This window comes from Bacillus sp. FAU18 (genome assembly GCF_056033885.1).
The window spans coordinates 1,430,713-1,454,951 of the sequence record NZ_JBVYHZ010000003.1 but is presented as its reverse complement, the minus strand read 5'-3'; the positions used below and the strand labels follow the sequence as shown (position 1 = coordinate 1,454,951).

At 42.5% G+C, this 24,239-nt stretch carries 28 protein-coding genes; 21 read left to right on the top strand and 7 right to left on the bottom strand.

What is annotated here, in order from left to right; genetic code table 11:
• Window positions 1-61: 61 nt before the first annotated feature.
• Complete coding sequence (locus AC0OMU_RS07510) at window positions 62-1,210, bottom strand: diglucosyl diacylglycerol synthase (protein WP_015483359.1); 1,149 nt, start codon at window positions 1,208-1,210, stop codon at window positions 62-64.
• Window positions 1,211-1,439: 229 nt separating this feature from the next.
• The gene (metA, locus tag AC0OMU_RS07505) at window positions 1,440-2,345 is read right to left on the bottom strand and encodes a homoserine O-acetyltransferase MetA (RefSeq protein WP_004398721.1); all 906 of its coding nucleotides are present in this window, start codon (window positions 2,343-2,345) and stop codon (window positions 1,440-1,442) included.
• A 341-nt stretch (window positions 2,346-2,686) separates the two neighbouring features.
• On the opposite strand from metA, the gene AC0OMU_RS07500 reads away from it, so the two are divergent.
• The 11 genes from AC0OMU_RS07500 (at window position 2,687) to AC0OMU_RS07450 (ending at window position 11,740) form a co-directional block, all read left to right on the top strand.
• Window positions 2,687-3,169 carry a glutathione peroxidase gene (locus tag AC0OMU_RS07500; RefSeq protein WP_015383916.1) on the top strand — a complete coding sequence of 161 codons (483 nt, stop codon included), beginning with the start codon at window positions 2,687-2,689 and terminating at the stop codon, window positions 3,167-3,169.
• A gap of 15 nt (window positions 3,170-3,184) precedes the next feature.
• A complete protein-coding gene (hdhQ, locus tag AC0OMU_RS07495; protein ID WP_015383915.1) occupies window positions 3,185-3,802 on the top strand; it encodes an Mn(2+)-dependent (deoxy)ribonucleoside pyrophosphohydrolase in 618 nt (205 codons plus the stop codon).
• A 59-nt stretch (window positions 3,803-3,861) separates the two neighbouring features.
• The gene (locus AC0OMU_RS07490) at window positions 3,862-4,995 is read left to right on the top strand and encodes a conserved virulence factor C family protein (protein WP_474241031.1); all 1,134 of its coding nucleotides are present in this window, start codon (window positions 3,862-3,864) and stop codon (window positions 4,993-4,995) included.
• A 288-nt stretch (window positions 4,996-5,283) separates the two neighbouring features.
• Complete coding sequence (gene ilvD / locus AC0OMU_RS07485) at window positions 5,284-6,960, top strand: dihydroxy-acid dehydratase (RefSeq protein ID WP_009967560.1); 1,677 nt, start codon at window positions 5,284-5,286, stop codon at window positions 6,958-6,960.
• A gap of 106 nt (window positions 6,961-7,066) precedes the next feature.
• Window positions 7,067-7,501, top strand: a complete 435-nt coding sequence (gene brxA / locus AC0OMU_RS07480; RefSeq protein WP_003230794.1) for a bacilliredoxin BrxA — start codon at window positions 7,067-7,069, stop codon at window positions 7,499-7,501.
• A gap of 41 nt (window positions 7,502-7,542) precedes the next feature.
• On the top strand, window positions 7,543-8,316 hold the full coding sequence (locus tag AC0OMU_RS07475) for a class I SAM-dependent methyltransferase (protein WP_047182772.1): 774 nt from the start codon (window positions 7,543-7,545) through the stop codon (window positions 8,314-8,316).
• A 259-nt stretch (window positions 8,317-8,575) separates the two neighbouring features.
• Window positions 8,576-9,187 (top strand): YpjP family protein, encoded by a 612-nt coding sequence (locus tag AC0OMU_RS07470; protein WP_009967559.1) that lies wholly within the window; start codon window positions 8,576-8,578, stop codon window positions 9,185-9,187.
• Between the two features lie 17 nt (window positions 9,188-9,204).
• Window positions 9,205-9,738, top strand: coding sequence for a phosphatidylglycerophosphatase A family protein (locus AC0OMU_RS07465; protein ID WP_003230797.1), 534 nt, complete (start codon window positions 9,205-9,207; stop codon window positions 9,736-9,738).
• An 83-nt stretch (window positions 9,739-9,821) separates the two neighbouring features.
• Complete coding sequence (locus AC0OMU_RS07460) at window positions 9,822-10,616, top strand: thymidylate synthase (protein WP_063335199.1); 795 nt, start codon at window positions 9,822-9,824, stop codon at window positions 10,614-10,616.
• A complete protein-coding gene (dfrA, locus tag AC0OMU_RS07455) occupies window positions 10,613-11,119 on the top strand; it encodes a dihydrofolate reductase DfrA (protein WP_015383909.1) in 507 nt (168 codons plus the stop codon). Before AC0OMU_RS07460 ends, dfrA begins: the two co-directional genes overlap by 4 nt.
• Window positions 11,120-11,740: a lysophospholipid acyltransferase family protein gene (locus AC0OMU_RS07450; protein WP_015483352.1), complete on the top strand. Its 621-nt coding sequence runs from the start codon at window positions 11,120-11,122 to the stop codon at window positions 11,738-11,740. It abuts the gene before it with no gap.
• Window positions 11,741-11,779: 39 nt separating this feature from the next.
• Here AC0OMU_RS07450 and trhA read toward each other — a convergent pair whose 3' ends face one another.
• On the bottom strand, window positions 11,780-12,421 hold the full coding sequence (gene trhA, locus AC0OMU_RS07445; protein WP_004398522.1) for a PAQR family membrane homeostasis protein TrhA: 642 nt from the start codon (window positions 12,419-12,421) through the stop codon (window positions 11,780-11,782).
• A gap of 20 nt (window positions 12,422-12,441) precedes the next feature.
• Complete coding sequence (locus AC0OMU_RS07440; protein WP_015483351.1) at window positions 12,442-13,437, bottom strand: sigma 54-interacting transcriptional regulator; 996 nt, start codon at window positions 13,435-13,437, stop codon at window positions 12,442-12,444.
• A gap of 248 nt (window positions 13,438-13,685) precedes the next feature.
• Here AC0OMU_RS07440 and ilvA point away from each other — a divergent pair, with 248 nt between their 5' ends.
• The 7 genes from ilvA (at window position 13,686) to AC0OMU_RS07405 (ending at window position 19,054) form a co-directional block, all read left to right on the top strand.
• Window positions 13,686-14,954: a threonine ammonia-lyase IlvA gene (ilvA, locus tag AC0OMU_RS07435; RefSeq protein WP_015383907.1), complete on the top strand. Its 1,269-nt coding sequence runs from the start codon at window positions 13,686-13,688 to the stop codon at window positions 14,952-14,954.
• Between the two features lie 85 nt (window positions 14,955-15,039).
• Window positions 15,040-15,291, top strand: a complete 252-nt coding sequence (locus AC0OMU_RS07430; protein ID WP_004399020.1) for a YpmP family protein — start codon at window positions 15,040-15,042, stop codon at window positions 15,289-15,291.
• A gap of 147 nt (window positions 15,292-15,438) precedes the next feature.
• A complete protein-coding gene (scuA, locus tag AC0OMU_RS07425) occupies window positions 15,439-16,020 on the top strand; it encodes a cytochrome c oxidase assembly accessory protein ScuA (protein ID WP_014477121.1) in 582 nt (193 codons plus the stop codon).
• A gap of 77 nt (window positions 16,021-16,097) precedes the next feature.
• Window positions 16,098-16,865, top strand: a complete 768-nt coding sequence (locus tag AC0OMU_RS07420; protein WP_015383905.1) for an SGNH/GDSL hydrolase family protein — start codon at window positions 16,098-16,100, stop codon at window positions 16,863-16,865.
• Window positions 16,866-16,874: 9 nt separating this feature from the next.
• Window positions 16,875-17,438, top strand: a complete 564-nt coding sequence (locus tag AC0OMU_RS07415; protein ID WP_015383904.1) for a YpmS family protein — start codon at window positions 16,875-16,877, stop codon at window positions 17,436-17,438.
• A 12-nt stretch (window positions 17,439-17,450) separates the two neighbouring features.
• Window positions 17,451-17,645, top strand: coding sequence for a protein YpmT (ypmT, locus tag AC0OMU_RS07410; RefSeq protein WP_003230808.1), 195 nt, complete (start codon window positions 17,451-17,453; stop codon window positions 17,643-17,645).
• Window positions 17,646-17,716: 71 nt separating this feature from the next.
• Window positions 17,717-19,054, top strand: coding sequence for an MATE family efflux transporter (locus AC0OMU_RS07405; RefSeq protein WP_474241030.1), 1,338 nt, complete (start codon window positions 17,717-17,719; stop codon window positions 19,052-19,054).
• Between the two features lie 49 nt (window positions 19,055-19,103).
• Here the strand turns inward: AC0OMU_RS07405 and AC0OMU_RS07400 are convergent, their stop codons facing one another.
• Window positions 19,104-19,529, bottom strand: coding sequence for a MarR family transcriptional regulator (locus tag AC0OMU_RS07400; RefSeq protein WP_004398634.1), 426 nt, complete (start codon window positions 19,527-19,529; stop codon window positions 19,104-19,106).
• Window positions 19,530-19,660: 131 nt separating this feature from the next.
• Between AC0OMU_RS07400 and msrA the strand changes: the two genes are divergently transcribed.
• Both msrA and msrB read left to right on the top strand, forming a co-directional pair.
• Complete coding sequence (msrA, locus tag AC0OMU_RS07395; RefSeq protein WP_014477117.1) at window positions 19,661-20,194, top strand: peptide-methionine (S)-S-oxide reductase MsrA; 534 nt, start codon at window positions 19,661-19,663, stop codon at window positions 20,192-20,194.
• On the top strand, window positions 20,195-20,629 hold the full coding sequence (gene msrB / locus AC0OMU_RS07390) for a peptide-methionine (R)-S-oxide reductase MsrB (protein WP_014480061.1): 435 nt from the start codon (window positions 20,195-20,197) through the stop codon (window positions 20,627-20,629).
• Between the two features lie 43 nt (window positions 20,630-20,672).
• On the opposite strand, the gene AC0OMU_RS07385 is transcribed toward msrB, so the two are convergent.
• On the bottom strand, window positions 20,673-21,698 hold the full coding sequence (locus tag AC0OMU_RS07385; protein WP_014477115.1) for an SDR family NAD(P)-dependent oxidoreductase: 1,026 nt from the start codon (window positions 21,696-21,698) through the stop codon (window positions 20,673-20,675).
• A 368-nt stretch (window positions 21,699-22,066) separates the two neighbouring features.
• On the opposite strand from AC0OMU_RS07385, the gene AC0OMU_RS07380 reads away from it, so the two are divergent.
• Window positions 22,067-23,215, top strand: coding sequence for a phytase (locus tag AC0OMU_RS07380; RefSeq protein WP_015483350.1), 1,149 nt, complete (start codon window positions 22,067-22,069; stop codon window positions 23,213-23,215).
• A 70-nt stretch (window positions 23,216-23,285) separates the two neighbouring features.
• Here AC0OMU_RS07380 and cgeB read toward each other — a convergent pair whose 3' ends face one another.
• Complete coding sequence (cgeB, locus tag AC0OMU_RS07375) at window positions 23,286-24,239, bottom strand: spore maturation protein CgeB (RefSeq protein ID WP_041517905.1); 954 nt, start codon at window positions 24,237-24,239, stop codon at window positions 23,286-23,288.

The window sequence follows — 24,239 nt, the reverse complement described above, 5'->3', positions numbered from 1 at the left end:
TATTAATGGCTGAATATAAATAAAAAGAGCACACGATTTTCGTATGCTCTCTAGTACGCCATTAAGATAGTGCTTTGGCTTTTTGTTTGGCAGTCATCATTTCTGATTCCTTCAGGATATCCTCTAAAATCACTTCAGAGGAGTTTGCTAAATGAAGGTCCTTAATGTTTTTCTTCATGCGATGCAAGGTATCTTCATCTGCAAGAAGGGAAGTGACTGACTCGAGAATCTCTTCATGGCGGTTCACGACGATGGCAGCTCCGCGGTCTTCAAAGAAGTTTGCATTTTCTTTTTCCTGGCCAGGCACGGGTTTGTACAGAATGACAGGCACACCGATGGCTGTGGCTTCTGTCAAAGTAATGCCGCCAGGCTTGGTAATCATGCAATCTGTGATCCGGAATAGCTCATCAATGCGCTCCACATAGCCCAGAACTTTTAATTTGTCACCATTTTCCGCCTCAAGCGCACTCAAAGATTCTTTTAAAGCCGTATTTTTCCCGCACACGACAACCACTTGCACTTGGTCATCTTTGACAAGGTTTTCGCACAGCTCTTTTACGTTCTTTAATACACCGTGAGCACCTGCCATGATCAGAAGCACTTTTTTGTTTGGTGAAAGATTGTACTTTTTATATATCGGGCCAACCGGCATGGATTCTTCAAATTGCGGCCTGATTGGAATTCCTGTGATTTTTACGTTGCTTGGATGAGTGCCGATCTCCAGCAGTTTTTCCTTCACGTAATCTGTCGCCACATAATATTTATCCACGTTTTCGTGAACCCAAATTTTATGAAGACAAAAATCAGTCATAACGTTGAAGGTAGGAATGACTCTTCCAGTTCGGCGTCTGTATTCAGGCACGACGATCATCGGAAATGTATTAATAATAATATCGGGCTGATGTTCATCGACAAGTTCGCCCAATCTTTTATTACCCATTTTAAAGTAAATATTGAATTTGCGTTTATTATAGATTTTGTCAACTCCGTAATAAAACAAACGATAAAACTGTTTCCCGATTGAGAAGCTTTTTAAATAAAGGTATTGAGTTACCTCTGAAACAATCGGATTTGACTCTTGGTACAAATTAGAAACTGTTACATGCTGAAAGCCGAGCCGTACACATTGTTCATAAAGTGTTTTGGCTACCTGCACATGTCCATTTCCGTAATTTGCAGTCAAAATTAATACTCTTTTATTGGTATTCAAGTAAATTCACCTCAATGTAATCAACAACAAGCAAGCTTCATGCATCGTAAGGAGTTATTGTCTATACATAAACATAACACAAATACATAATCGAATTATTAATGCAGTGAAAAAGTTAAGCTAATTTTAAATGATTTGGATTCCAGTATTTTAAATTTTTGTTATACGCAGACTGAATCAGATGTATTTTATCATATTTTTTGCTCAGCGTATCACTAAAAAAGAAAAATTAGTCCCATTCATAAGGAGTTTCTTGGTAAACGTAATAATTCAGCCAATTCATAAACAATAATGTGGCATGCGCTTTCCAGCGATTCACTGGCTCGTTGCTGCCTTTTGCAAAATAATGTTTAGGTGCCTCGACAGTAGAAAGGTTTCGTTCCAAATCTCTTTCATACTCTTGAAGGAGCGTATTTGTATCATATTCAGGGTGCCCTGTCAAAAAGACTTGTTTTTCGTCTTTAGACACAATTAAGCAAACCCCGGCTTCCTTTGATGCGGTAAGAATGTTTAACTCGGGCACTGCTTGAAGCTGTTCCATATTTATATCTGTATGCCGGGAATGCGGCACGTAGTATAGCTCGTCAAAACCTCTTACCAATCTTTCGTGTTTTGAAAGAACGGTATGTTCGAACACACCGAAGATTTTTTTCGGCATTTGAATTTTTTCCACACCGTAATGGTAATACAAACCTGCTTGAGCACCCCAGCAAATATGCAAGGTTGAAGTGACATTTGTTTTGCTCCACTCCATAATTTCCTTGAGCTCTTCCCAATATGAAACCTCTTCAAACGCCAAATGCTCGATCGGCGCACCGGTGATAATCATGCCGTCAAACCTCTTGTGACGGATATTGGAAAAAGTCGTGTAAAATTCGTCAAGGTGTTCTCTCGCAGTATTTTTCGGCGTGTGTGTGCTTGGGATTAAAAATGTGAAATGAACCTGTAAAGGCGAATTTCCAAGCAATCTGAGAAGCTGAGTCTCTGTTTGGATTTTTTTCGGCATCAAATTTAATATAATAATTTTTTGCGGCCGGATATCCTGATGAAATGCTCTGCTTTCATCCATTACAAATATATGTTCACTTTCAAGCACCTGTTTTGCCGGCAGGTGTGTAGGTATATTAATAGGCAACGTGCCACCTCCATTATTTCCCCGTTTAATTTTCTTCATTATAGGAATTTTCACGCCAATTTTCAATCTATCTATACGTGTTGAGGGGGAAACAACAGAAAACTCTTTAAATAAAACGCACTGACATGCCTTTTGGTTTCACAGTAAAATGATTTTCAAAGATGTCAGAGGGAATTGTAATGTTTTATAGAATGATAAGATAAAAAATGAGCCATATGAATTGATAATGAACGGACGCTCATATCGTTAAGTTTCTTATGAGTTCTTAATTGATGTTTACATTTTGAATTGCGATTTAAAAAAGGTAAAATAATCAGCACCAGGGAATAGGAGGGACTTACATGTCTATTTATCATATGAAGGTACGTACCATCACAGGGAAAGACATGACACTTCAGCCTTTCGCGGGAAAGGTACTGATGATCGTGAATACAGCAAGTAAGTGCGGTTTTACTCCCCAATTGAAGCAGCTGCAGGAATTATATGATACATATCAGCAGGAGGGGCTGGAGATCTTAGGGTTCCCCTGCAATCAATTCATGAACCAAGAGCCTGGTGAAGAGGCTGACATACAGGAATTTTGTGAAACAAATTACGGTGTTACATTTCCTATGTTTTCAAAAGTGGATGTAAACGGGAAAAACGCCCACCCGCTGTTTGTGTATTTGACAGAACATGCGAAAGGGATGCTGGGAACTAAGGCGATCAAGTGGAATTTCACGAAATTTATAGTGGATAGAAATGGAGAAATCGTTGGCCGTTATTCACCAAATACAAATCCGAAAGAGCTGGAAGACGATATCGTGAAGCTATTAGAGCAATAAAAAGAGGGTGCTTTTATGAAGGAATTGAAGCAGGAAGAGCAAATCAGGGCATGGGTTCAATCTATCCTGACTAAGGAAAGCTCTGGACATGACTGGCATCATGTATCAAGAGTAGCAGATCTTGCAGCGTATATTGGAGAAAAGGAAAAAGCGGATTTGTTCATTGTTGAAACGGCGGCTTTGGTTCATGATTTAATTGATGTGAAGCTGCCTGACACGGTCAGGCTTTCTGTGAGCGAAGTATATGATCAGCTCGTTTTTTTCGGAGTAGGAAAAGAGAATGCAGACAGAGTGATTCATATTATAACAAGGATGTCCTTTCGAGACAGGGAAAAGCTGGCGAACGAGCCGCTCTCAATTGAGGGAAAAGCCGTACAGGATGCTGACAGACTTGATGCGATTGGTGCTGTCGGCATTGCGAGAGCTTTCATGTTTGCGGGCGCAAACGGGCATGGCCTTTATGGAGATGATCGAAGCGCCTACGCTCATTTTTTTCATAAGCTGCTGCGGCTGAAAGATATGATGAATACAGACACTGCACGGGAACTGGCAGAAGAAAGACACAATTTTATGCTTCAGTTTGTCCGCCAATTAGAAAAAGAAATACCCGGGATTGATGCCAAAACGTCGTAATAGAAGGCTTGGAGCGACTATGATAGAATAAGTCACAGATATGCTATAGGAGGACGATCATGAAGATAAAATCAATTGAACCTACACCAAGCCCGAATACAATGAAAGTCATCTTAACGGAAGAGCTTCCGGCGGGTAAAAGCAATAACTATAAACCTGAGCAAGCAGAAGGCGCACCGCCTGTTATAGCGGAAATCCTTAAAATAGATGGAGTTAAAGGGGTATATCACGTCGCAGATTTTCTTGCTGTTGAACGGAATGCAAGATACGACTGGAAAGACATTTTACCGCAAGTCCGCACTGCATTTGGGATGGAAAGTGCTGAAAGCGCAGAAGAAAATCGTTCTGATCAAGAATCTTATGGAGAGGTAAAAGTTTTTGTGCAGATGTTCAGCGGCATTCCTATGCAAGTTAAATTAACCGATGGAGAGCGGGAAGAACGCTTCGGCTTACCTGAACGCTTTCAGCAGGCGATCTTAAAACTTAGATCTGAAGCTTCCAATGTTGTGTTTGAGCGGGCTTGGAAAGAACAAGGTGTCAGATTCGGTGACTTTGATGAAATCGGCCATGACGTGACAGAAGAGCTTCAGGCGGCATACAGTGATGAACGGCTGAAACGACTGACTGAAGCAGCCGCTCAAGGAAAGGGCGAAGCAAAACAAGCTGTACAGCGCAAAGCGTACAAAGTAACGCTTGACATGCTGGATGATGAGGACTGGAAAAAGCGTTATGCACACTTGGAACAGATGGATCCGAAAGAAGAGGATATCCCGGTTTTACAGAAGGCATTGGATGATCCAAAGGTGTCCATCAGAAGACAGGCTGTTGTGTACTTAGGAATGATTGAAACACCTGATGTTCTTCCTCTATTGTATAAAGCACTTGAGGACAAAGCTGTATCAGTCAGAAGAACGGCCGGAGACTGCCTGTCTGATATCGGCGATCCTCAAGCCATTCCTGCTATGATCAAGTCGTTAAGCGACTCCAGCAAGCTTGTTCGCTGGCGTGCGGCCATGTTCCTGTACGAAGTCGGCGATGAAAGTGCAATTGAAGCTTTGCGCGCTGCCGAAGATGACCCCGAATTTGAGGTCAGCCTTCAAGTCAAAATGGCGCTTGAACGTATTGAGCATGGAGAAGAAGCAAAAGGTTCTGTTTGGAAACAAATGACGGAAAGCAGAAAAAAAGGCGAATAAAGATAAAAAAGGTGCAGATCATGCACCTTTTTTATGTGAATTCACTTTTTATAAAAATTATTTCGAATATTGTTGAAAAATATCCGAAAACTATTTATAGTAAGTAACAATATTAATAGTTGGAGGGTTCAAATCGAAAGAAAGCTATATAAATATAAAAACATGAAAGAACAAAACAAGGTGAGGGCGGCCTGTATTTATCTTATTTGCAAAAACAGCCCATAAATAAACTGAAAATTGTCAAAATAAAATCCAATCAAACAATTGAAAGAATTTAGGAGGATCACCATGGCAGAATTACGCAGTAATATGATCACACAAGGAATCGATAGAGCTCCGCACCGCAGTTTGCTTCGTGCAGCAGGGGTAAAAGAAGAGGATTTCGGCAAGCCGTTTATTGCGGTGTGTAATTCATACATTGATATCGTTCCCGGTCATGTTCACTTGCAGGAGTTTGGGAAAATCGTAAAAGAAGCAATCAGAGAAGCAGGGGGCGTGCCGTTTGAATTTAATACCATTGGGGTAGATGATGGCATCGCAATGGGGCATATCGGTATGAGATATTCGCTGCCAAGCCGTGAAATTATCGCAGACTCTGTGGAAACGGTTGTATCCGCACACTGGTTTGACGGAATGGTCTGTATTCCGAACTGCGACAAAATCACACCGGGAATGCTTATGGCGGCAATGCGCATCAACATTCCGACGATTTTTGTCAGCGGCGGACCGATGGCGGCAGGAAGAACAAGTGACGGGCGAAAAATCTCCCTTTCCTCAGTATTCGAAGGGGTAGGCGCCTACCAAGCAGGGAAAATCAACGAAAACGAGCTTCAAGAACTAGAGCAGTTCGGATGCCCAACGTGCGGGTCTTGCTCAGGCATGTTTACGGCGAACTCAATGAACTGTCTGTCAGAAGCACTTGGTCTTGCTTTGCCGGGTAATGGAACCATTCTGGCGACATCTCCGGAACGCAAAGAGTTTGTGAGAAAATCGGCTGCGCAATTAATGGAAACGATTCGCAAAGATATCAAACCGCGTGATATCGTTACAGTAAAAGCGATTGATAACGCGTTTGCACTCGATATGGCGCTCGGAGGTTCTACAAATACCGTTCTTCATACGCTTGCCCTTGCAAACGAAGCCGGCGTTGAATACTCTTTAGAACGCATTAACGAAGTCGCTGAGCGCGTGCCGCACTTGGCCAAGCTGGCGCCTGCATCGGATGTGTTTATTGAAGATCTTCATGAAGCGGGCGGCGTGTCAGCGGCTCTGAATGAGCTTTCCAAGAAAGAAGGAGCGCTTCATTTAGATGCGCTGACTGTTACAGGGAAAACTCTTGGAGAAACCATTGCCGGACATGAAGTAAAGGATTATGACGTCATTCATCCGCTGGATCAACCATTCACTGAAAAGGGTGGCCTTGCTGTTTTATTCGGTAATCTAGCTCCGGACGGCGCTATCATTAAAACAGGCGGCGTACAGAATGGGATTACAAGACACGAAGGGCCGGCTGTCGTATTCGATTCTCAGGACGAGGCGCTTGACGGCATTATCAACCGAAAAGTAAAAGAAGGCGACGTTGTCATCATCAGATACGAAGGGCCAAAAGGCGGACCTGGCATGCCGGAAATGCTGGCGCCAACATCCCAAATCGTTGGAATGGGACTCGGACCAAAAGTGGCATTGATTACGGATGGACGTTTTTCCGGAGCCTCCCGTGGCCTCTCAATCGGCCACGTATCACCTGAGGCAGCTGAGGGCGGGCCGCTTGCCTTTGTGGAAAACGGAGACCATATTATCGTTGATATTGAAAAACGTATCTTGGATGTACAAGTGCCAGAAGAAGAGTGGGAAAAACGAAAAGCGAACTGGAAAGGTTTTGAACCGAAAGTGAAAACCGGCTACCTGGCACGTTATTCTAAACTTGTGACAAGTGCCAACACCGGCGGTATTATGAAAATCTAGATAGCTGGGGACACTTTCTTTTATTTTAAGGCGTGAACATTTGAAATCCGGCCCTCTCTATAGTATCCTTTACTTCAGATGAAGGATACTAGAGGGGGCTTTTTTTATGTCAATGGCTTATGAAGAATACATGCGCCAGCTTGTCGTACCGATGCGCCGCGAGCTGACTGGAGCAGGTTTTGAAGAGTTAACAACAGCGGAAGAAGTAGAAAACTTTATGGAAAAGGCAGAGGGCACAACTCTTGTAGTCGTTAACTCTGTATGCGGCTGCGCGGCAGGCCTTGCGCGTCCTGCGGCTACGCAGGCAGTCCTCCAGAATGACAAAACACCTGATAATACGGTGACTGTTTTTGCGGGCCAAGATAAAGAAGCTACTGCGAAAATGCGTGAGTATTTTACTGGCCAGGAGCCTTCTTCACCATCAATGGCTCTTTTGAAAGGCAAAGAAGTCGTACATTTTATTCCGCGTCATGAAATTGAAGGACACGATATGGAGGAAATTATGAAAAATCTGACTGCTGCCTTCGATGCGCACTGCTAAATGCCCGTTTTCCGGGCATTTTCTTTTTGGGAGTACAGAAGATGATAACAACAAGCTATAGACCGTCTGAACACACCATAAAAACCGCAAAGCAGCTTTCTAAAGAGCTAAATATGCCATACTGCGGCCGCAATAAACAAACGGTTGAACACCTGCTGAAGTCAGCTGAACGTGATTTGCTTGTGGTCGGCAAAGAGCGGTTTGAGCTGTATACGAAACAAGGTGCCAAATTCTTTTTTCATCCGAATACAGCGATGTTCAGAGCCAAACGCTTTTTACGGGGCGAGCAAGAGCCTATGCTTCGGGCTGCCGGCTTATCTGAAGGAGATACGTTTTTAGATTGCACACTCGGGCTGGGGTCAGATGCCATTATCGCAAGTATGGCGGTAGGCGAAACGGGTTCTGTTGTTGGGATTGAAAAAAACCATCTTGTGTCTGTTTTAGTGAGGATGGGGCTGCATTCATGGGAAACGGGTATAGAAGAGCTTCAAGCTGCGATGAGAAGAATCCAGGTGAAGAATGGTGATTGCTTAGAATACATCAAGCAGCTTCCTGACAACTCTGTTGATGTGGTTTATTTCGATCCAATGTTTCATGAACCTGTAGAGACCTCTGACGGCATCGCGCCTTTACGTGATTTGGCAGAGGGTTCCGTTTTGCACGAAGGATGTATCAATGAAGCGGTACGAGTCGCCAGAAAAAGCGTTGTGCTAAAAGACCACTGGAAAAGCCCGCGGTTTGAACAGTTTGGTTTTAACGTCATGAAAAGAAAGACAGCACTGTTCCATTATGGCGTCATTCAAACAAGCCCGTGATTCATATCACGGGCTTTCTGTTAATCGGTGACCTCCATGACGACAAAGTATAACAATGTTAAGAGTGAAACTGTGGCAAACAGAGCGTCAATCATGCGGAAAGCCTCCTTTCATGGAATATTGTAAGCGTTTTTACACAAAGTGCATAGCAACGAATCTCCTAATTTGCATTTCAGTTTCATATAGTACATGACTTGCATGTTTTGGATGTGCTAAAATAAGAGAAACATGACAATAAAATAGAGAGGAATAAGCAGTCATGAAATTGTGGATGAGAAAGACCCTTGTGGTTTTATTTACCATTGTAACGTTCGGGCTCGTATCTCCTCCGGCTGCCCTTATGGCGGACAAGCCTTCCGGACAGCCGAGCAGTCTTGAGCAGAATGATTACACCGCTTTTTATGATGAGCATGACCTGTACGATGATGAGTCGGATGACAGGCGAGATCCTGAACTGCTTTTTCAATCGTACAAGGAACAGCTCCTTGACAGCGCTGAGGATCAGTCCTTTTTAAAATTCGGCAGCAGAATCGCTCCGGTCATTGAGGATGACTATCGGAAAGAGATCCTGCCAAAAATCGAAAATGTGATTAGTGATTATTTAGCGACATTGCAAGATGATGAGGCGTACCAAGATGTTGTGATCTCAAGCATGCCTTCAGCGGGCAAAACGGAAAAAATTTTCAACGTTTACAATCGGACAACTGGAGAAGATCTTCTCAGATTCCATGTGCGAAGAGACCACCCGCCTCATGACGGCTACTGGTTTAATTTTCATTATCATACAGCAGAAGATGGATTTCAATCACATCATGAGCTTGGGAGCATTTACTGGGACCGCAACACGCCTCCCAACTGGATGAGTGCCTAAAGGAGATGCCATTAGACATGAAAAAGTACACAATGAATGAAATGGTCGATATAACAAAGGATATGCTGAACAAACGGGGCGTTATGATAGAAGATATTGCGCGGATTGTTCAAAAACTTCAGGAAAAATACAATCCAAATCTGCCGCTCAGTGTTTGCATGGAGAATGTAGAAAAAGTCCTGAACAAACGTGAAATTATTCATGCTGTTTTGACAGGCCTTGCACTCGATCAGCTTGCAGAACAGAAGCTTCTCCCCGAGCCCCTGCAGCACCTTGTTGAAACGGATGAACCGCTTTACGGCATAGATGAAATTATCCCGCTTTCAATCGTTAATGTGTACGGGTCGATCGGTTTGACCAATTTCGGTTATTTGGATAAAGAGAAGATTGGAATTATTAAGGAACTTGATGAAAGTCCAGACGGTATTCATACCTTTTTGGATGATATTGTGGCAGCTCTTGCTGCAGCAGCGGCGAGCAGAATTGCCCATACGCATCAGGATCTGCAAGATGAAGAAAAAGAACAGGATGAAAAGCCTGTCGTCAGCTGACTATAAAAAAATCATTTCTGGGTTCAGAAATGATTTTTTATTGTGTTACACTACTAGAAGACTACTTTTAAAGGATGAAAAAAATGAAACAGTATAAGGATTTATGCAGACATGTTTTAGAGCATGGTGAGAAAAAGGGAGACCGGACAGGGACCGGAACAATCAGCACTTTCGGATATCAAATGAGATTTAATTTACGGGAAGGCTTTCCGATGCTCACCACTAAAAAACTCCACTTTAAATCAATTGCGCATGAACTGCTGTGGTTCTTAAAAGGAGATACGAATGTACGCTATCTGCAGGAAAACGGAGTGCGGATCTGGAATGAGTGGGCTGATGAAAACGGTGAACTTGGACCTGTATATGGCTCCCAATGGCGTTCTTGGCGGGGAGCTGATGGAGAAACCATTGATCAAATTTCCCGTCTTATTGAAGATATTAAGACAAATCCGAACTCCAGACGCTTAATCGTCAGCGCCTGGAATGTTGGTGAAATTGATAAAATGGCGTTGCCGCCGTGCCATTGCCTGTTCCAATTCTATGTGTCTGACGGCAAGCTGTCCTGTCAGCTTTATCAGCGCTCTGCCGATGTTTTCTTAGGTGTGCCGTTTAATATTGCATCTTATGCCCTGCTAACCATGATGATTGCTCATGTGACTGGGCTTGAACCGGGCGAGTTCATCCATACATTTGGTGATGTTCATATCTATCAAAATCATATTGAACAAGTCAATTTGCAGCTGGAAAGAGATGTTAGACCGCTTCCGAAGCTTCGTTTCGCCAGAAAGGTTGATTCTATTTTTAACTTTGCATTTGAGGACTTTATCATCGAGGATTATGATCCGCATCCTCATATAAAAGGGGCGGTCAGCGTATGATTTCATTCATTTTTGCGATGGATGCCAACAGGCTTATCGGCAAAGACAATGATTTGCCGTGGCATTTGCCCAATGATCTTGCATACTTTAAGAAAGTAACATCGGGCCATTCAATCATTATGGGCCGGAAAACATTTGAATCGATCGGACGTCCGCTTCCAAATCGGAAAAATATTGTCGTTACCTCAGCGCCGGCTTCAGAATTTCCGGGATGCACGGTTGTCAGTTCATTAAAGGATGTACTGGACATTTGTTCAGGCCCTGAAGAATGCTTTGTGATCGGAGGAGCTCAGCTCTATACGGACCTGTTCCCTTATGCGGACAGACTGTATATGACGAAAATTCATCACGAGTTTGAGGGTGACCGTCACTTCCCTGAATTTGATGAATCCAATTGGAAGCTGGTTTCTTCTGAGCAGGGGATCAAAGACGAAAAAAACCCGTATGATTACGAATTTCTAATGTATGAAAAAAAGAATTCTTCTAAAGCGGGAGGATTTTAATTGGTTCGCTACAGCCTTCTAGTGGTTTATATTGTGTATATGCTGTTAAAAAATATGAAACAATTATTTAATCAAACAATGCTCGATCCCCGTCTGTCATACAAAAAACAGATGACTCTTGTGTACGAACAGCCAAAGGCGTTTTTGGAAGGCTGTATCGGCATTTCCGGTTCAGTTGTGACGATCCATCAGCCAGAGCCAATACCACACGGTCCTGTTTTGTATGTGCATCCCCGTTTGCGTTTGGCTGAACTGGCCTTAATTGCTGGATATATTGAGGAACCGGCCGGCTTTATCGCCAACCCAAAAGTGTTCCGCTTGCCTTTTATCGGGCAATGGTTGGATCGGATGGATGTGATTTCAGACGGTGATTCAGAAAAGGTATATGAAGATGTGAAAAAACAGCTGGAAAAGGGACAAAGCCTGATTCTTTCACTAGATGGTTCTATTGATCCTGTAGAGCTTGCGGCCCGCTATCATCTTCCGTTGGTGATGGTGGAAACGAAAGGAACAGATAACATGCAAAAGGGCTCGTTTTTTAAACGCTTAAAACCGGCAGACATTGAATTGTCCTTTTCAAAAGCTTATATACCTGCCAATGAAAAACAATTACGTGCATAAAAAAAGCGCAGTCGTGAAGACTGCGCTTTTCTGTTACTGTTACGAAAGGAACGGCACCTTTACACAATAGAAGAGCACGCAGAAAAACATAGCAGCGCTTCCGCCTAATACAAAGCTGTGCCAAATGGCATGATGGAAGGGGATCTTTTTCCAAATGTAAAAGATGGTTCCGACAGAGTATAAAATGCCGCCGAGAAAAAGGAGGCTGAATCCTGCTCCGCTCAGTGAAGCATATAAAGGTTTAACTGCAATAATCATCAGCCACCCCATGACTAAATACACGAAGGTTGACAATAGGATAAACCGTTTCACGAAGAAAATTTTAAAAACGATTCCGCCTAGGGCAAGTGACCATACGATAACCAACAGGGTAAAGCCGAGTGTGCCTTTCAGCGGCCCAAGCAAAAAAGGCGTGTAGGTTCCGGCGATGAGTACGTAAATCGCGCTATGATCAATAATCTCCAAAATGTCCTTCGTTTTTTTATGTGTGATGCTGTGGAGCAGGGTGGAGCTCAAATATAACAGCAGCATAGAGACACCGAATATTGTAAAGCTGACAATGTCCCATGCAGACCCGTAATTAGCCGCAAATATGATTAGAAACACTAATGCTGGGATGGATAAGAGGACACCGATGCCGTGTGTAATCGCATTGGCGATCTCTTCTTTGATTGTAAACAAGTACATTCTCCTTTCGATCGCTAGATCATTTGATTTTTTAACGTCTCTATAAAGCTCAAGCCCTCAAAGGTAATTTTTGTGCCTGCGCGTCCGCGGCTTTTGGTGACATAATCTTTTTTCTCCAAATAGTCGAGACGGCTTCTGACCTGCTGAGGAGTTAACGAGGTTTGGGTATTTTTGCTGTGTTCAGAAATGATCCGTCTGCTGGCAGGTTCTCCTTTTTCGTTCAATACTTTTATTGTTTCCAAAATAAATAAAAACTCAGCTTTTTCCATTAAAGTCAGCAGCTTCGCTTTTTTCTTCGACGTTTTTCCGTCTATCGCGCCTCTAATATATGGCGGCAGGTCATATGGCTGAATCGTTCCTCCGCTTGATACTGCCGCCATATAATCTGCAGCGTTTTTTAATTCCCTGACATTGCCTTCAAATGTATGCTTCTCAAGCACCTGAAAAACGGAGGGATCGATTAACATTTGCTGATCGGAATTTGAGAGAAAATGCTGTGTCAAAAGCGGAATATCGCTTTTTCGTTCCGATAATTCGGGCAGTGTGAGCGTTAAAATGTTCAGTCTGTAGAATAAGTCTTGCCTGAAGGTATGTTCCACGGATCGGTCTGCAGAAGCACAGATCATTCGCGGTTTCTCCGTGTCTGAATCAAGCGCTTTTAACAGCTGAGCTTGTACAGAAGCAGGCATGCACCATATATCATCAAGAAAAAGGGTTCCTCGTACCGCTTTTTGAAAAACACCTGTGTTTCCGTTAGGGCCAAAAAGCTCATGAATAAGGGTTTCTTCCGAATGGGTGCTGCAATTGACGATTATAAACGGTTCATTGCTTCTCGAAGATTCCAAGTGTATGGCATGTGCGAAGTGATTTTTGCCTGTTCCGATTTTTCCTGTTATTAAGACAGGAAGCTCTGATAACGAGAACTGCTTGGCGATTCGCTTCGCTTCCAGGAAAGTTTGATGTTCTCCGATTAGATGTTGAAATGTATTGAGTTTTGGTGCACTATTCATCAATTGGCTCCTTTTGGTTCTAATTGGTTTCATTATATCATGCCTTTTGGTTGAAAACACCCTTTATTTTACGATCATCTTTTTTCTTGGCTCTGCAGGATAATGGTTGAACAGAAGTTACCACAAGATGTGGTGGACATAGTCTGTATTTTTTTAATTATTAAATAAAAATAATTGTCTTATTTTTTGAATATTCGTGTTATAATGGCATATTAAATAGGGATTTAAAACAAGAAAGGAATCTGTACATGAAACCGTTGCTTAAAGAAAACTCTCTCATCCAAGTGAAAGACATTTTGAAGGCTCACCAAAACGTAAAGGACGTTGTCATTCACACACCTTTGCAGAGGAATGACAGACTTTCTGAGAGATATGAATGCAATATTTATTTAAAACGTGAAGACTTGCAAGTTGTCAGATCTTTTAAGCTCAGAGGGGCTTATCATAAAATGAAACAGCTTTCCAGCGAGCAGACAGAGAACGGGGTTGTGTGTGCAAGTGCCGGAAACCACGCTCAAGGTGTGGCATTTTCGTGTAAACATCTTGGAATTCACGGGAAAATTTTTATGCCGTCTACTACACCGAGACAAAAAGTATCTCAAGTTGAACTATTCGGAAAAGGATTTATCGATATTATTTTGACAGGCGATACGTTTGACGATGCGTATAAAAGCGCTGTTGAATGCTGTGAGGCGGAATCTCGGACGTTTATCCATCCGTTCGATGATCCGGATGTGATGGCCGGACAGGGAACGCTCGCGGTCGAGATTTTAAACGACATTGATACAGAACCGCATTTTCTTTTTGCAAGTGTCGGAGGCGGCGGCCTTCTCTCTGGGGTAGGTACATATTTGAAAAACGTGTCCCCTGATACAAAGATAATTGCTGTTGAGCCGGCGGGAGCGGCATCCTATTTTGAATCAAATAAAGCTGGGCATGTCGTCACACTTGATAAAATTGATAAGTTTGTAGATGGGGCGGCTGTTAAAAAAATTGGCGAGGAAACCTTCCGGACGCTGGAATCTGTCGTTGATGACATTCTCCTTGTGCCTGAAGGAAAAGTATGTACATCCATTCTTGAATTATATAACGAATGTGCGATTGTTGCTGAACCGGCTGGAGCTCTTTCTGTCGCAGCGCTTGATTTGTACAAGGATGAAATTAAAGGGAAAAACGTGGTGTGTGTGGTAAGCGGGGGCAATAACGATATCGGAAGAATGCAGGAAATGAAGGAGCGTTCCTTGATTTTTGAAGGTCTTCAGCATTATTTTATCGTCAACTTTCCGCAAAGAGCGGGGGCGCTCCGCGAATTTCTTGACGAAGTCCTCGGGCCGAATGATGACATTACAAGGTTTGAATATACGAAGAAAAATAATAAAAGCAACGGACCTGCTCTTGTCGGCATCGAGCTGCAGAACAAAGCCGATTATGGGCCGCTGATTGAACGGATGAACAAAAAACCGTTTCATTATGTAGAGGTGAACAAGGATGAGGACTTGTTCCATTTGCTAATCTAATTTTTTTACACAACCGCGCAAAATGACAGACAGCCCGGCTGGCATCATATATAATAGAAGAAAAACAAAAAAGAGGATTGATAGCTTGTTACTCAAAAGCCTAGAGTTCAAACGCGGTGACGGGATTCAGGTGAAAGTGACAGAAATACCTGTATTAAAGGAAGATGAGCACTATTTCTTTATGTTACATCACCATTTGCAATTCTACTTAAAAGAAGTGTTTTCATCAAACAGCAGGGCAAAAGTGTATTCTTTCCGACATTATATGAAGCGCCGGATGAAGTGGGCAGATTATCAGGCTGTATTTCATCAAGAGGTGTTAAAGCACAACGCGTAACATGCCGTTTTTTACCTGCATGCCCTCCTTTGTAATCGTTAATGGGGAGGCATGCAGGATTTTTTTTGCTCAGTATCGAATACAAACATGGGACAGTAAGGACGGTTTTAGAAAGCGTTTTTATGTTGGCTGGAAAGGGTGGATGTCATGAAGGTTATCAAGGGGTTAACGGCTGGGCTGTTTTTTCTGTTTTTGTGTGCATGCGGAGGACAGCAGATTAAAAATCCGCTTAATTACGAGGTGGAGCCTTTTACATTTCAAAACCAAGACGGCAAGAACGTTTCTTTAGAGAGTTTAAAAGGAGAAGTATGGCTGGCGGATTTTATTTTTACCAATTGTGAAACTATATGTCCGCCAATGACCGCTCATATGACTGATCTGCAAAAAAAACTGAAAGCCGAAAATATAGATGTCCGCATCATATCATTTAGTGTTGACCCAGAAAACGATAAGCCGAAACAGCTGAAGAAATTTGCCGCAAATTATCCATTATCTTTTGATAACTGGGATTTTCTCACGGGATACAGCCAGAGTGAGATTGAGGAGTTTGCACTTAAGAGCTTTAAAGCGATCGTAAAGAAGCCGGAGGGAGAGGACCAAGTGATTCATCAATCTTCTTTTTATTTGGTAGGTCCGGACGGTAAGGTGCTGAAAGATTACAATGGAGTAGAGAATACACCGTACGATGATATCATTTCCGATGTGAAGTCAGCCAGTACACTCAAGTAAGCTAGAAGACTAGGCATTTGCAAATCTTCTAAAACATGATACACTTTCCACTAGTAGAATGGGAAGGAGCAACAAGATTGAAGCTGCGCATTTTTTCAATCATGGCCAGTTTGATTTTGCTTCTTACTGCGTGTACGAGCATACGTACATCATCTGAGGGAAAACAAAAAGCCCATGAAACGAAAACAAAAGAACACATTGTCATAGCGGCTGTCGGAGATTCGCTGACAGAAGGAGTCGGAGATCCCGACGAAAAGGGATATGTCGGCAAGGTGGCGGATTCTATCCGGTCAGATAAACAAGTCAAAACGGTCGACGTGAAAAATTATGCTGTAAAAGGGAACCGTTCGGATGATTTATTAGAAAAACTAAAAGATAAAAAGGTTCAAAAAGGCATAAAGGACGCAGATTATGTCTTTTTTACAATTGGCGGTAATGATTTGATGAAAATCCTTCGCCAAAACTTTCTGCAATTAACCGTTGAACCGTTTCAGGAAGCGGAAAAACCGTACGAAAAGCGCTTTGAAAAAATCATTTCTGAAATTCGCGAGCTGAATGATCACGCTGAGCTGATTTATGTCAGCATGTACAATCCGTTTACGTTTACATTATCAGAACTAAATGAAATAAATGGTGTCGTCACGGATTGGAACCATATTGCTGAAAAAGAGCTGAAAAAAGATAAACATGCAAAAATCATTCATATCGAAGATTTGTTCAATCAAAAAAGTGACAGCAGCCGAATTTCTGAGGAAGATGATTTTCATCCTAATGGTACGGGTTATTCTCTTATCGCAAAGCGCGTCTATCAAGCCATTAAAAAAGAAGGATTACCGAAAGAGTAGGGTGACAGCATGAATAAGTGGAAGCGACTGTTTTTTATATTGCTTGCAATCAATTTTATCCTCGCCGCCGGGTTTTTGGCACTTGTTTTGCTCCCGGGGGAACAGGCTCAGGTGAAGGATTCATCTGAGAGCGAGTATGGATTTCAAGTGACAAGCACAAAAGAATCATTAGCTGCGTTTGTTAACTCATATTTAAACGACAAAGCATCAAACAAGCTTGATTATAAAGTAGAGATTGATGATGATGTTCATGTCGCAGGGAAAATCAAGGCATTTTCCACGTCTATTGATGCGTTTATCGCTTTTGAGCCGACCGTGAAAAAAAACGGTGATGTAGAGCTGAATGTCACGAAATTTTCGTTAGGGAAATTGAGTATACCAATTAGCTTTGTGTTAAATTATATGGACAGCTTTTATGAATTGCCGTCATTTGTCCATGTTCACCCCGGAGATAAAAGCATTGAAGTGCGTTTGTCAGAAATGCCTTTAACGAATGGAATGTATGTCAAAGCGGATAAGATAAATTTAGAAAAAGATGAAATTGAGTTTTCCTATTACCATCCTAAACAATAGAGGTGACTGAAAATGAAACGGATTTACCAGTATTTCAGTTTATTATCCTTTACATTTTCCCTGTACTTCGGCTGGCTTGCTTATCATCATCTGGCCGCTGAAGACATGGATCAAATGTATTTGAATGTTTCCTATTGTGCCTTGTTTCTAAGTGTGATGGTGTTTACATTCGGTATGCGAGACCGAAAAAAAACCGATAAGTCATGAAAAAAGAGACATGAAACAACGTCTCTTTTTTCGTGCGGTCCGAAGAAAATTTGAGAACACAAGGAGAAAAGATGAAAGCATACGATTTTACACAGGGGAACGTGCTGAAACAGCTTGTACTGTTTTCAATGCCTATTATGCTCGGAAACGCATTGCAGGTTTCCTTTCAATTTATAGACAGCTTGTGGATTGGCAATTTACTGGGGGCAAAGGCCCTTGGGGCAGCCGCGGTATCAAGCACGATTGTTTTGACCGTGCTGTCTTTTATTTTGGGCCTTAACAATGCGACGTTAACAATTTTATCTCAGCAAAAAGGAAAAGATGATGTAAAAGGAATGGCGTCGTATATTAACGCTTTTGTTGTTTTATTAACAGGCCTAAGCATTGGATTCGGCGTTGCCGGTTTTTTTCTCTCAGAGCTTTTGCTGCGTCTTCTAAAAACGCCGGAGTCAATGATACCGCTTGCTGAGGCGTATTTACAGATTCAATTTATCGGCATTTTATTTTTGTTTGGTTATAACTTTATCAGTACTGTGCTTCGTGCGCTGGGCGACAGCAAGACACCTCTCCGGTTTATTGCGTTTGCTGTTGTACTGAATACAGTGCTTGCGCCGCTCTTTATTTCTTTGTTCCGCATGGGAATAGCGGGAGCAGCTTATTCAACGATTTTGTCACAGGGCATTGCGTTTCTGTATGGGTTGTTTTATGTCATCAAACACAAGCTTGTGCCATTCTCGATTCCGAGAATGCCCAAGTGGGAAGAGTCCGCGCTGATTTTGAAACTCGGGATTCCGGCAGGTCTGCAGATGATGGTGATTACAGGCGGTATGATGGCGATTATGAGTGTTGTCAACTCATACGGGGATCACGTGGTATCAGGCTTTGGCGCGGTGCAGCGGCTTGATAGCATCATCACGCTTCCAGCAATGGCTGCCGGTACGGCCGTCAACAGTATGGCAGGGCAAAATATTGGAATCGGAAACGAAAAAAGAGTGGGAACAATTGCAAGGCTGGGTGTGATGGCTGTTATTTCCTGCATGCTGGTGATTGCGGTTATGATTTGGGTATTTGGTAAATATCTCATAAGGTTATTTATCAGTGAGCCTGATGCGGTCGCATTTGGTGAACAATATTTGAAGTGGATCGCATTTTTCTACCCTTTTATTGGGATTAATTTTGTGCTGAACGGAATCGTCAGGGCCGCGGGAGCGATGCTGCAGGTTCTGGTATTAAATTTGATCTCGTTTTGGGTGTTGAGATATCCTTTCACAGCTCTATTTTCAGCTTGGCTTGGACAAAAAGGAATCGGGCTTGGAATCGGAATGAGTTTTTTATTTAGCAGCTGCGCGGCATTTTTGTATTATAGATATGGCCGCTGGAAAGCAATGAAGCTGTTTACTGAAAAATAAGTGAAGCACTGCGAAAAGCACATACCTATATATCGGTATGTGCTTTTTTTTACCGTTTTTTATCAAGTTTGCTGAAGAGCTCGATTAACGTGGCAAGTTCAGCATCAGTGTAGCAGTCAAAGCGTTTAAAGAAATATTCCGTTTTTTTCTCGTTAAAGTGCTGAAGGACTTTTTCGCCCGCTTCAGTGATATGAATGCGGATGATGCGTCTGTCTTCCTTCGATCTGATTCTCGTAATCCATTCCTTTTCTACCAGCGCATCGGTCACAGCCGTAATGTGGCTTGCCGATACCTCTAAAATAGGCGCAAATTCAGTGACTTTTTTAGGCCCTTGTTCACTGAGGATCCGAAGAATGGTGAATTCATTCCGCGACAGCTCTTTATCTAAAATTTCATTGATTTCATTGCGTATTTGTTTAAAGACTTTACGGAGTAAAGTTTCCATATCGTACATCATCTGTGTTCTTACTTTCAAATTTGTGAACCTCCATTACATAAGCATATTGCTTAAAACCTATAGATTTTATTGAAAAGCAGAATCATTTTCATTCTATTTTTACATGCTATAATATAATAATACCACGTATTAACAAAGGAGGCACCAGTATGTCTGAAAAAAAAGAAATCGCCACATTTGCAGGAGGCTGTTTTTGGTGTATGGTTAAACCTTTTGACGAACAGCCGGGAATTGAAAAAGTGGTGTCCGGGTATACAGGCGGCCATACTGAAAACCCTACGTATGAAGAGGTGTGCAGTGAAACGACGGGACATCGTGAAGCCGTTCAAATCACGTTTAATCCTGATGTATTCCCTTATGAAAAACTGCTTGAATTATTTTGGCAGCAAATCGATCCGACAGATGCCGGGGGGCAGTTTGCTGATCGCGGCAGCTCCTATCGCGCAGCCATTTTTTATCATAATGATAAACAAAAGGAGCTTGCGGAAGCTTCCAAGCAACGTCTGGCGGAAAGCGGCATCTTTAAAGATCCGATTGTAACGGACATTTTAAAAGCTGAACCTTTCTATGAAGCGGAAGGCTACCATCAGCATTTTTATAAAAAGAATCCAGCACATTATCAGCGCTACCGGACAGGTTCCGGACGAGCGGGATTTATCAGCGAGCATTGGGGGGCTAAATAAATGGCGTACAATAAAGAAGAAAAAATAAAATCATTAAATCGCATGCAATATGAAGTAACGCAAAATAACGGCACGGAGCCGCCGTTTCAAAATGAATATTGGGATCATAAGGAAGAAGGGTTGTATGTAGACATTGTGTCAGGCAAGCCATTGTTTACATCCAAAGATAAATTTGATTCCCACTGCGGCTGGCCAAGCTTTACAAAGCCGATTGAAGAAGAAGAAGTGGAAGAAAAACTGGACACGAGCCACGGCATGATTCGCACAGAAGTAAGAAGCCGAACTGCTGATTCTCATCTTGGCCACGTATTTAATGACGGACCGGGGCCAAACGGACTTCGTTACTGCATAAATTCAGCAGCGCTGCGGTTTGTTCCGAAGCATAAGCTAAAAGAAGAAGGATACGAAAGCTATCTGCATCTCTTTAATAAATAAAGTGTTAAAAACAGGCCTGCCTAATGGATAGACAGGCTTGTTTTTATGCCTTTTTCTCTTGATGCAATTCTTCAATAATCTGAGCAATTCTTTCTTTCGTAATGAGCGGGGCTTGATCTGATTGATACCCAGGCAGATTGACTTTGCGAAAGTCAGGATGTTTTTCCGGCTCTGGAAGGATCGCATAAAGGTTGCCCCATTCATACAGTGATTCAATTTCATGTGGAGATGTTAATTCTTCGTGAAGCTTTTCACCTGGACGCTTGCCCACTTCTACTGCAGCCGGCCGCGGGAGCCCGTGCTGCGATGCATATTCTTCAAACCCATGAATCAGTTCTTCAAGTTTCAGTGATTCCATTTTGAAAATAAAAGTTTCTCCGCCTTTTGTAATAGCAGCCGATTGTAATGTTAATGTAGCTGCATCGTCTATTGACATGAAAAATCTGGTCATGTTTTTGTCTGTGATGGTCAGAGGTTCACCCTCCATCATCTGTTCAAATAATATGGGGATGACCGAACCTCTGGAACCGAGAACATTTCCAAAGCGGACCGAACAAAACAAGGTTCCTTTGTTTTGGACGTGGCGGTTTGCTTGATGAAACAGCTTTTCAGATAACAGCTTGGTGGCACCCATTGTGTTCACAGGAGATACAGCTTTATCTGTACTGATATTAATGACATGCTGCACTCGGTGTGAAAGGGCAGCTTCCACCACATTTTGTCCGCCGATGAGATTGGTCTGGATCGCTTCAAATGGATGGTCCTCACATGTCGGAACCTGTTTCAGCGCAGCCGCGTGAAAGACGATATCGACGCCTTTCATCACCTGATTCACCCTTCTGTGATCGCGTACATCTCCGAGTACAAATAATAGCCGCTTATCCTCCGCATACTTTTGGCTCATGACATACTGTTTACTGTCGTCTTTGCTGAATACAATCACCTGTTTAGGTGTAAGCAGCAAAAGGCGTTTGACAATTTGACTCCCGATTGAACCCGTTCCGCCAGTGACTAAAACTGTTTTGTTATGGAAAAATGGTTTTAGTTCTGCTGTTTGCTGTTTAGGCATGGCTTATCCTCCAACTCTCGTTTCTCTACCATGCATCATATGTTCAACTTTGTAATCGAATTAATGAAAGCAACCAATAAAACAAAATTTAGGGGAATGATCATGTCACAAAGTGTTCTTTTTTAATAGAAAATGGAAAAACGGACGTAACTAGGGAACAACAAAACTAAATAAACAATGTACTAAATATTCAACATATTTTTATTTCGCTCCTCAAAAGCAAACCTGACAAAGTCCATCTCACGTACCACTTTGGGGAAAAGTTGTTTGAGTCAGAAACCCTATAAAAAAAGGTTCATTTTCCTCACGGTAATCACCTGTATATATTTTACAATAGTAGTGATAGTGATAAAAGAGGAGGGTACCAAATGAAGGTTTCAAAAACAATGCTGCTAAGCACTGCCGCGGGTTTATTGCTTAGCCTGACAGCAACCTCGGTGTCGGCTCATTATGTGAATGAGGAACATCATTTCAAAGTGACTGCACACACGGAGACAGATCCGGTCGCATCTGGCGATGACGCAGCAGATGACCCGGCCATTTGGGTTCATGAAAAACACCCGGAAAAAAGCAAGTTGATTACGACAAATAAGAAGTCAGGGCTCGTCGTGTATGATTTAGACGGAAAACAGCTTCATTCTTATGAGTTTGGCAAGCTCAATAATGTCGATCTGCGCTATGATTTTCCATTGAACGGCGAAAAAATTGATATTGCTGCCGCATCCAACCGGTCCGAAGGAAAAAACACAATTGAAGTATATGCAATAGACGGGGATAAAGGAAAATTGAAAAGCATTACAGATCCGAAACATCCTATTTCCACCAATATTTCTGAGGTTTATGGATTCGGCCTGTATCACAGCCAGAAAACAGGAGCATTTTACGCATTAGTGACAGGCAAACAAGGGGAATTTGAGCAGTATGAAATTGTTGATGGTGGAAAGGGTTATGTAACAGGGAAAAAGGTGCGTGAATTTAAGTTGAATTCTCAGACCGAAGGCCTTGTTGCGGATGATGAGTATGGGAACCTATACATAGCAGAGGAAGATGAGGCCATCTGGAAATTTAACGCTGAGCCCGGCGGAGGGTCAAAGGGGCAGGTTGTTGACCGTGCGACAGGAGATCATTTGACAGCTGATATTGAAGGACTGACAATCTATTATGCACCAAATGGCAAAGGATATCTCATGGCTTCAAGTCAAGGAAATAACAGCTATGCAATGTATGAACGGCAGGGGAAAAATCGCTATGTAGCCAACTTTGAGATTACAGATGGCGAGAAGATAGACGGTACTAGTGACACGGATGGTATTGATGTTCTCGGTTTCGGACTTGGCCCAAAATATCCGTACGGGATTTTTGTGGCGCAGGACGGCGAAAATATCGATAACGGACAAGCCGTCAATCAAAATTTCAAAATTGTATCGTGGGAACAAATTGCACAGCATCTCGGCGAAATGCCTGATCTTCATAAACAGGTAAATCCGAGGAAGCTGAAAGACCGTTCTGACGGCTAGAATAGAAAGCAGCTTGTACAGCTGCTTTTTTCTATGAATAAAAAAATCGTTCATAGCAATGAACGATTTTTCAAGAAAGCGCCAGATGAATCGCTTTTAGTTTTGCAGGAAGCTCATCAAACGTAAATGCGGGTACGGTCTCTTTATAATTGGCTGCTGCAGCTTTTTGCCGTTCTTCAGGGTGGTTGATATAGAAAGCGGCTTTTTCCTTAAAGTCGTTCATGCCGTGATAAGAAATAAAGGATGAAAAAGGATGCGCCGCGGGTAAATCTGTTAATTGAAATGCTTCGCATGCAGCGATATCAAACGTTCGGTTATTAAAACTGGCATTTTTGATGCGCATAGTATTTTGGTTGAAAGCAAAATGATAGGGACGATGCGCATTAATTACGATGTCTGCCCCATTATAATAATGAACGGCCTGTTCGGGTGGAACCCATGTGCTGACGATATCAATATGCGGCTGTTTGAGCACTTTTTTAGGCAGATATTTTCTCCATTCCTTGCCGATTACCCGAACCGTGAATGGCAGATGGACCGCTTCTTTCATAAGCTGAACCCGATTAGGGTAAGGGTAGCCGATGATTAACAGATTTGAATGATAGGAATGTTCGGTGCCCATTTTTTTAAACAGCCGATGATTAACTGGTATCGGAACATAATAGACGTGCTGGTAGCCGAGCCCTTGATAATAGAGAGCGGCATTTTGTTCAATCGTTAATATGGCGTCAGCGAGCTTGATTACCTGTAGGCTGATATCCATATAAAATGGGTCTTCGGTCAGCCAAACATATACGGGGATACCCTTACCCTTTAACCAGGTCAGCCAGTCGTGAGGAACGCGGTCTCCAACCATCAAGAGTGCGAAGTCCGGCTGAAACGTTTCGATCTTCACCAAAGTTTCTGCTTCAAGTGTATCTGCAGACATATACTCTGTATGAGTGTTCCGAAAACATTCTTCAGCCCAGCGATTAAAATAACAATATATTCCTCCGTATCCCGACTGGATATACAACACTTTCAT

Coding starts and splice junctions, on each gene's coding strand:
- AC0OMU_RS07500 (WP_015383916.1), top strand. CDS start 2,687: ATGTCTATTTATCATATGAAGGTACGTACCATCACAGGGAAAGACATG.
- hdhQ (WP_015383915.1), top strand. CDS start 3,185: ATGAAGGAATTGAAGCAGGAAGAGCAAATCAGGGCATGGGTTCAATCT.
- AC0OMU_RS07490 (WP_474241031.1), top strand. CDS start 3,862: ATGAAGATAAAATCAATTGAACCTACACCAAGCCCGAATACAATGAAA.
- ilvD (WP_009967560.1), top strand. CDS start 5,284: ATGGCAGAATTACGCAGTAATATGATCACACAAGGAATCGATAGAGCT.
- brxA (WP_003230794.1), top strand. CDS start 7,067: ATGTCAATGGCTTATGAAGAATACATGCGCCAGCTTGTCGTACCGATG.
- AC0OMU_RS07475 (WP_047182772.1), top strand. CDS start 7,543: ATGATAACAACAAGCTATAGACCGTCTGAACACACCATAAAAACCGCA.
- AC0OMU_RS07470 (WP_009967559.1), top strand. CDS start 8,576: ATGAAATTGTGGATGAGAAAGACCCTTGTGGTTTTATTTACCATTGTA.
- AC0OMU_RS07465 (WP_003230797.1), top strand. CDS start 9,205: ATGAAAAAGTACACAATGAATGAAATGGTCGATATAACAAAGGATATG.
- AC0OMU_RS07460 (WP_063335199.1), top strand. CDS start 9,822: ATGAAACAGTATAAGGATTTATGCAGACATGTTTTAGAGCATGGTGAG.
- dfrA (WP_015383909.1), top strand. CDS start 10,613: ATGATTTCATTCATTTTTGCGATGGATGCCAACAGGCTTATCGGCAAA.
- AC0OMU_RS07440 (WP_015483351.1), bottom strand. CDS start 13,437: ATGAATAGTGCACCAAAACTCAATACATTTCAACATCTAATCGGAGAA.
- ilvA (WP_015383907.1), top strand. CDS start 13,686: ATGAAACCGTTGCTTAAAGAAAACTCTCTCATCCAAGTGAAAGACATT.
- scuA (WP_014477121.1), top strand. CDS start 15,439: ATGAAGGTTATCAAGGGGTTAACGGCTGGGCTGTTTTTTCTGTTTTTG.
- AC0OMU_RS07415 (WP_015383904.1), top strand. CDS start 16,875: ATGAATAAGTGGAAGCGACTGTTTTTTATATTGCTTGCAATCAATTTT.
- ypmT (WP_003230808.1), top strand. CDS start 17,451: ATGAAACGGATTTACCAGTATTTCAGTTTATTATCCTTTACATTTTCC.
- AC0OMU_RS07405 (WP_474241030.1), top strand. CDS start 17,717: ATGAAAGCATACGATTTTACACAGGGGAACGTGCTGAAACAGCTTGTA.
- msrA (WP_014477117.1), top strand. CDS start 19,661: ATGTCTGAAAAAAAAGAAATCGCCACATTTGCAGGAGGCTGTTTTTGG.
- msrB (WP_014480061.1), top strand. CDS start 20,195: ATGGCGTACAATAAAGAAGAAAAAATAAAATCATTAAATCGCATGCAA.
- AC0OMU_RS07385 (WP_014477115.1), bottom strand. CDS start 21,698: ATGCCTAAACAGCAAACAGCAGAACTAAAACCATTTTTCCATAACAAA.
- AC0OMU_RS07380 (WP_015483350.1), top strand. CDS start 22,067: ATGAAGGTTTCAAAAACAATGCTGCTAAGCACTGCCGCGGGTTTATTG.
- cgeB (WP_041517905.1), bottom strand. CDS start 24,239: ATGAAAGTGTTGTATATCCAGTCGGGATACGGAGGAATATATTGTTAT.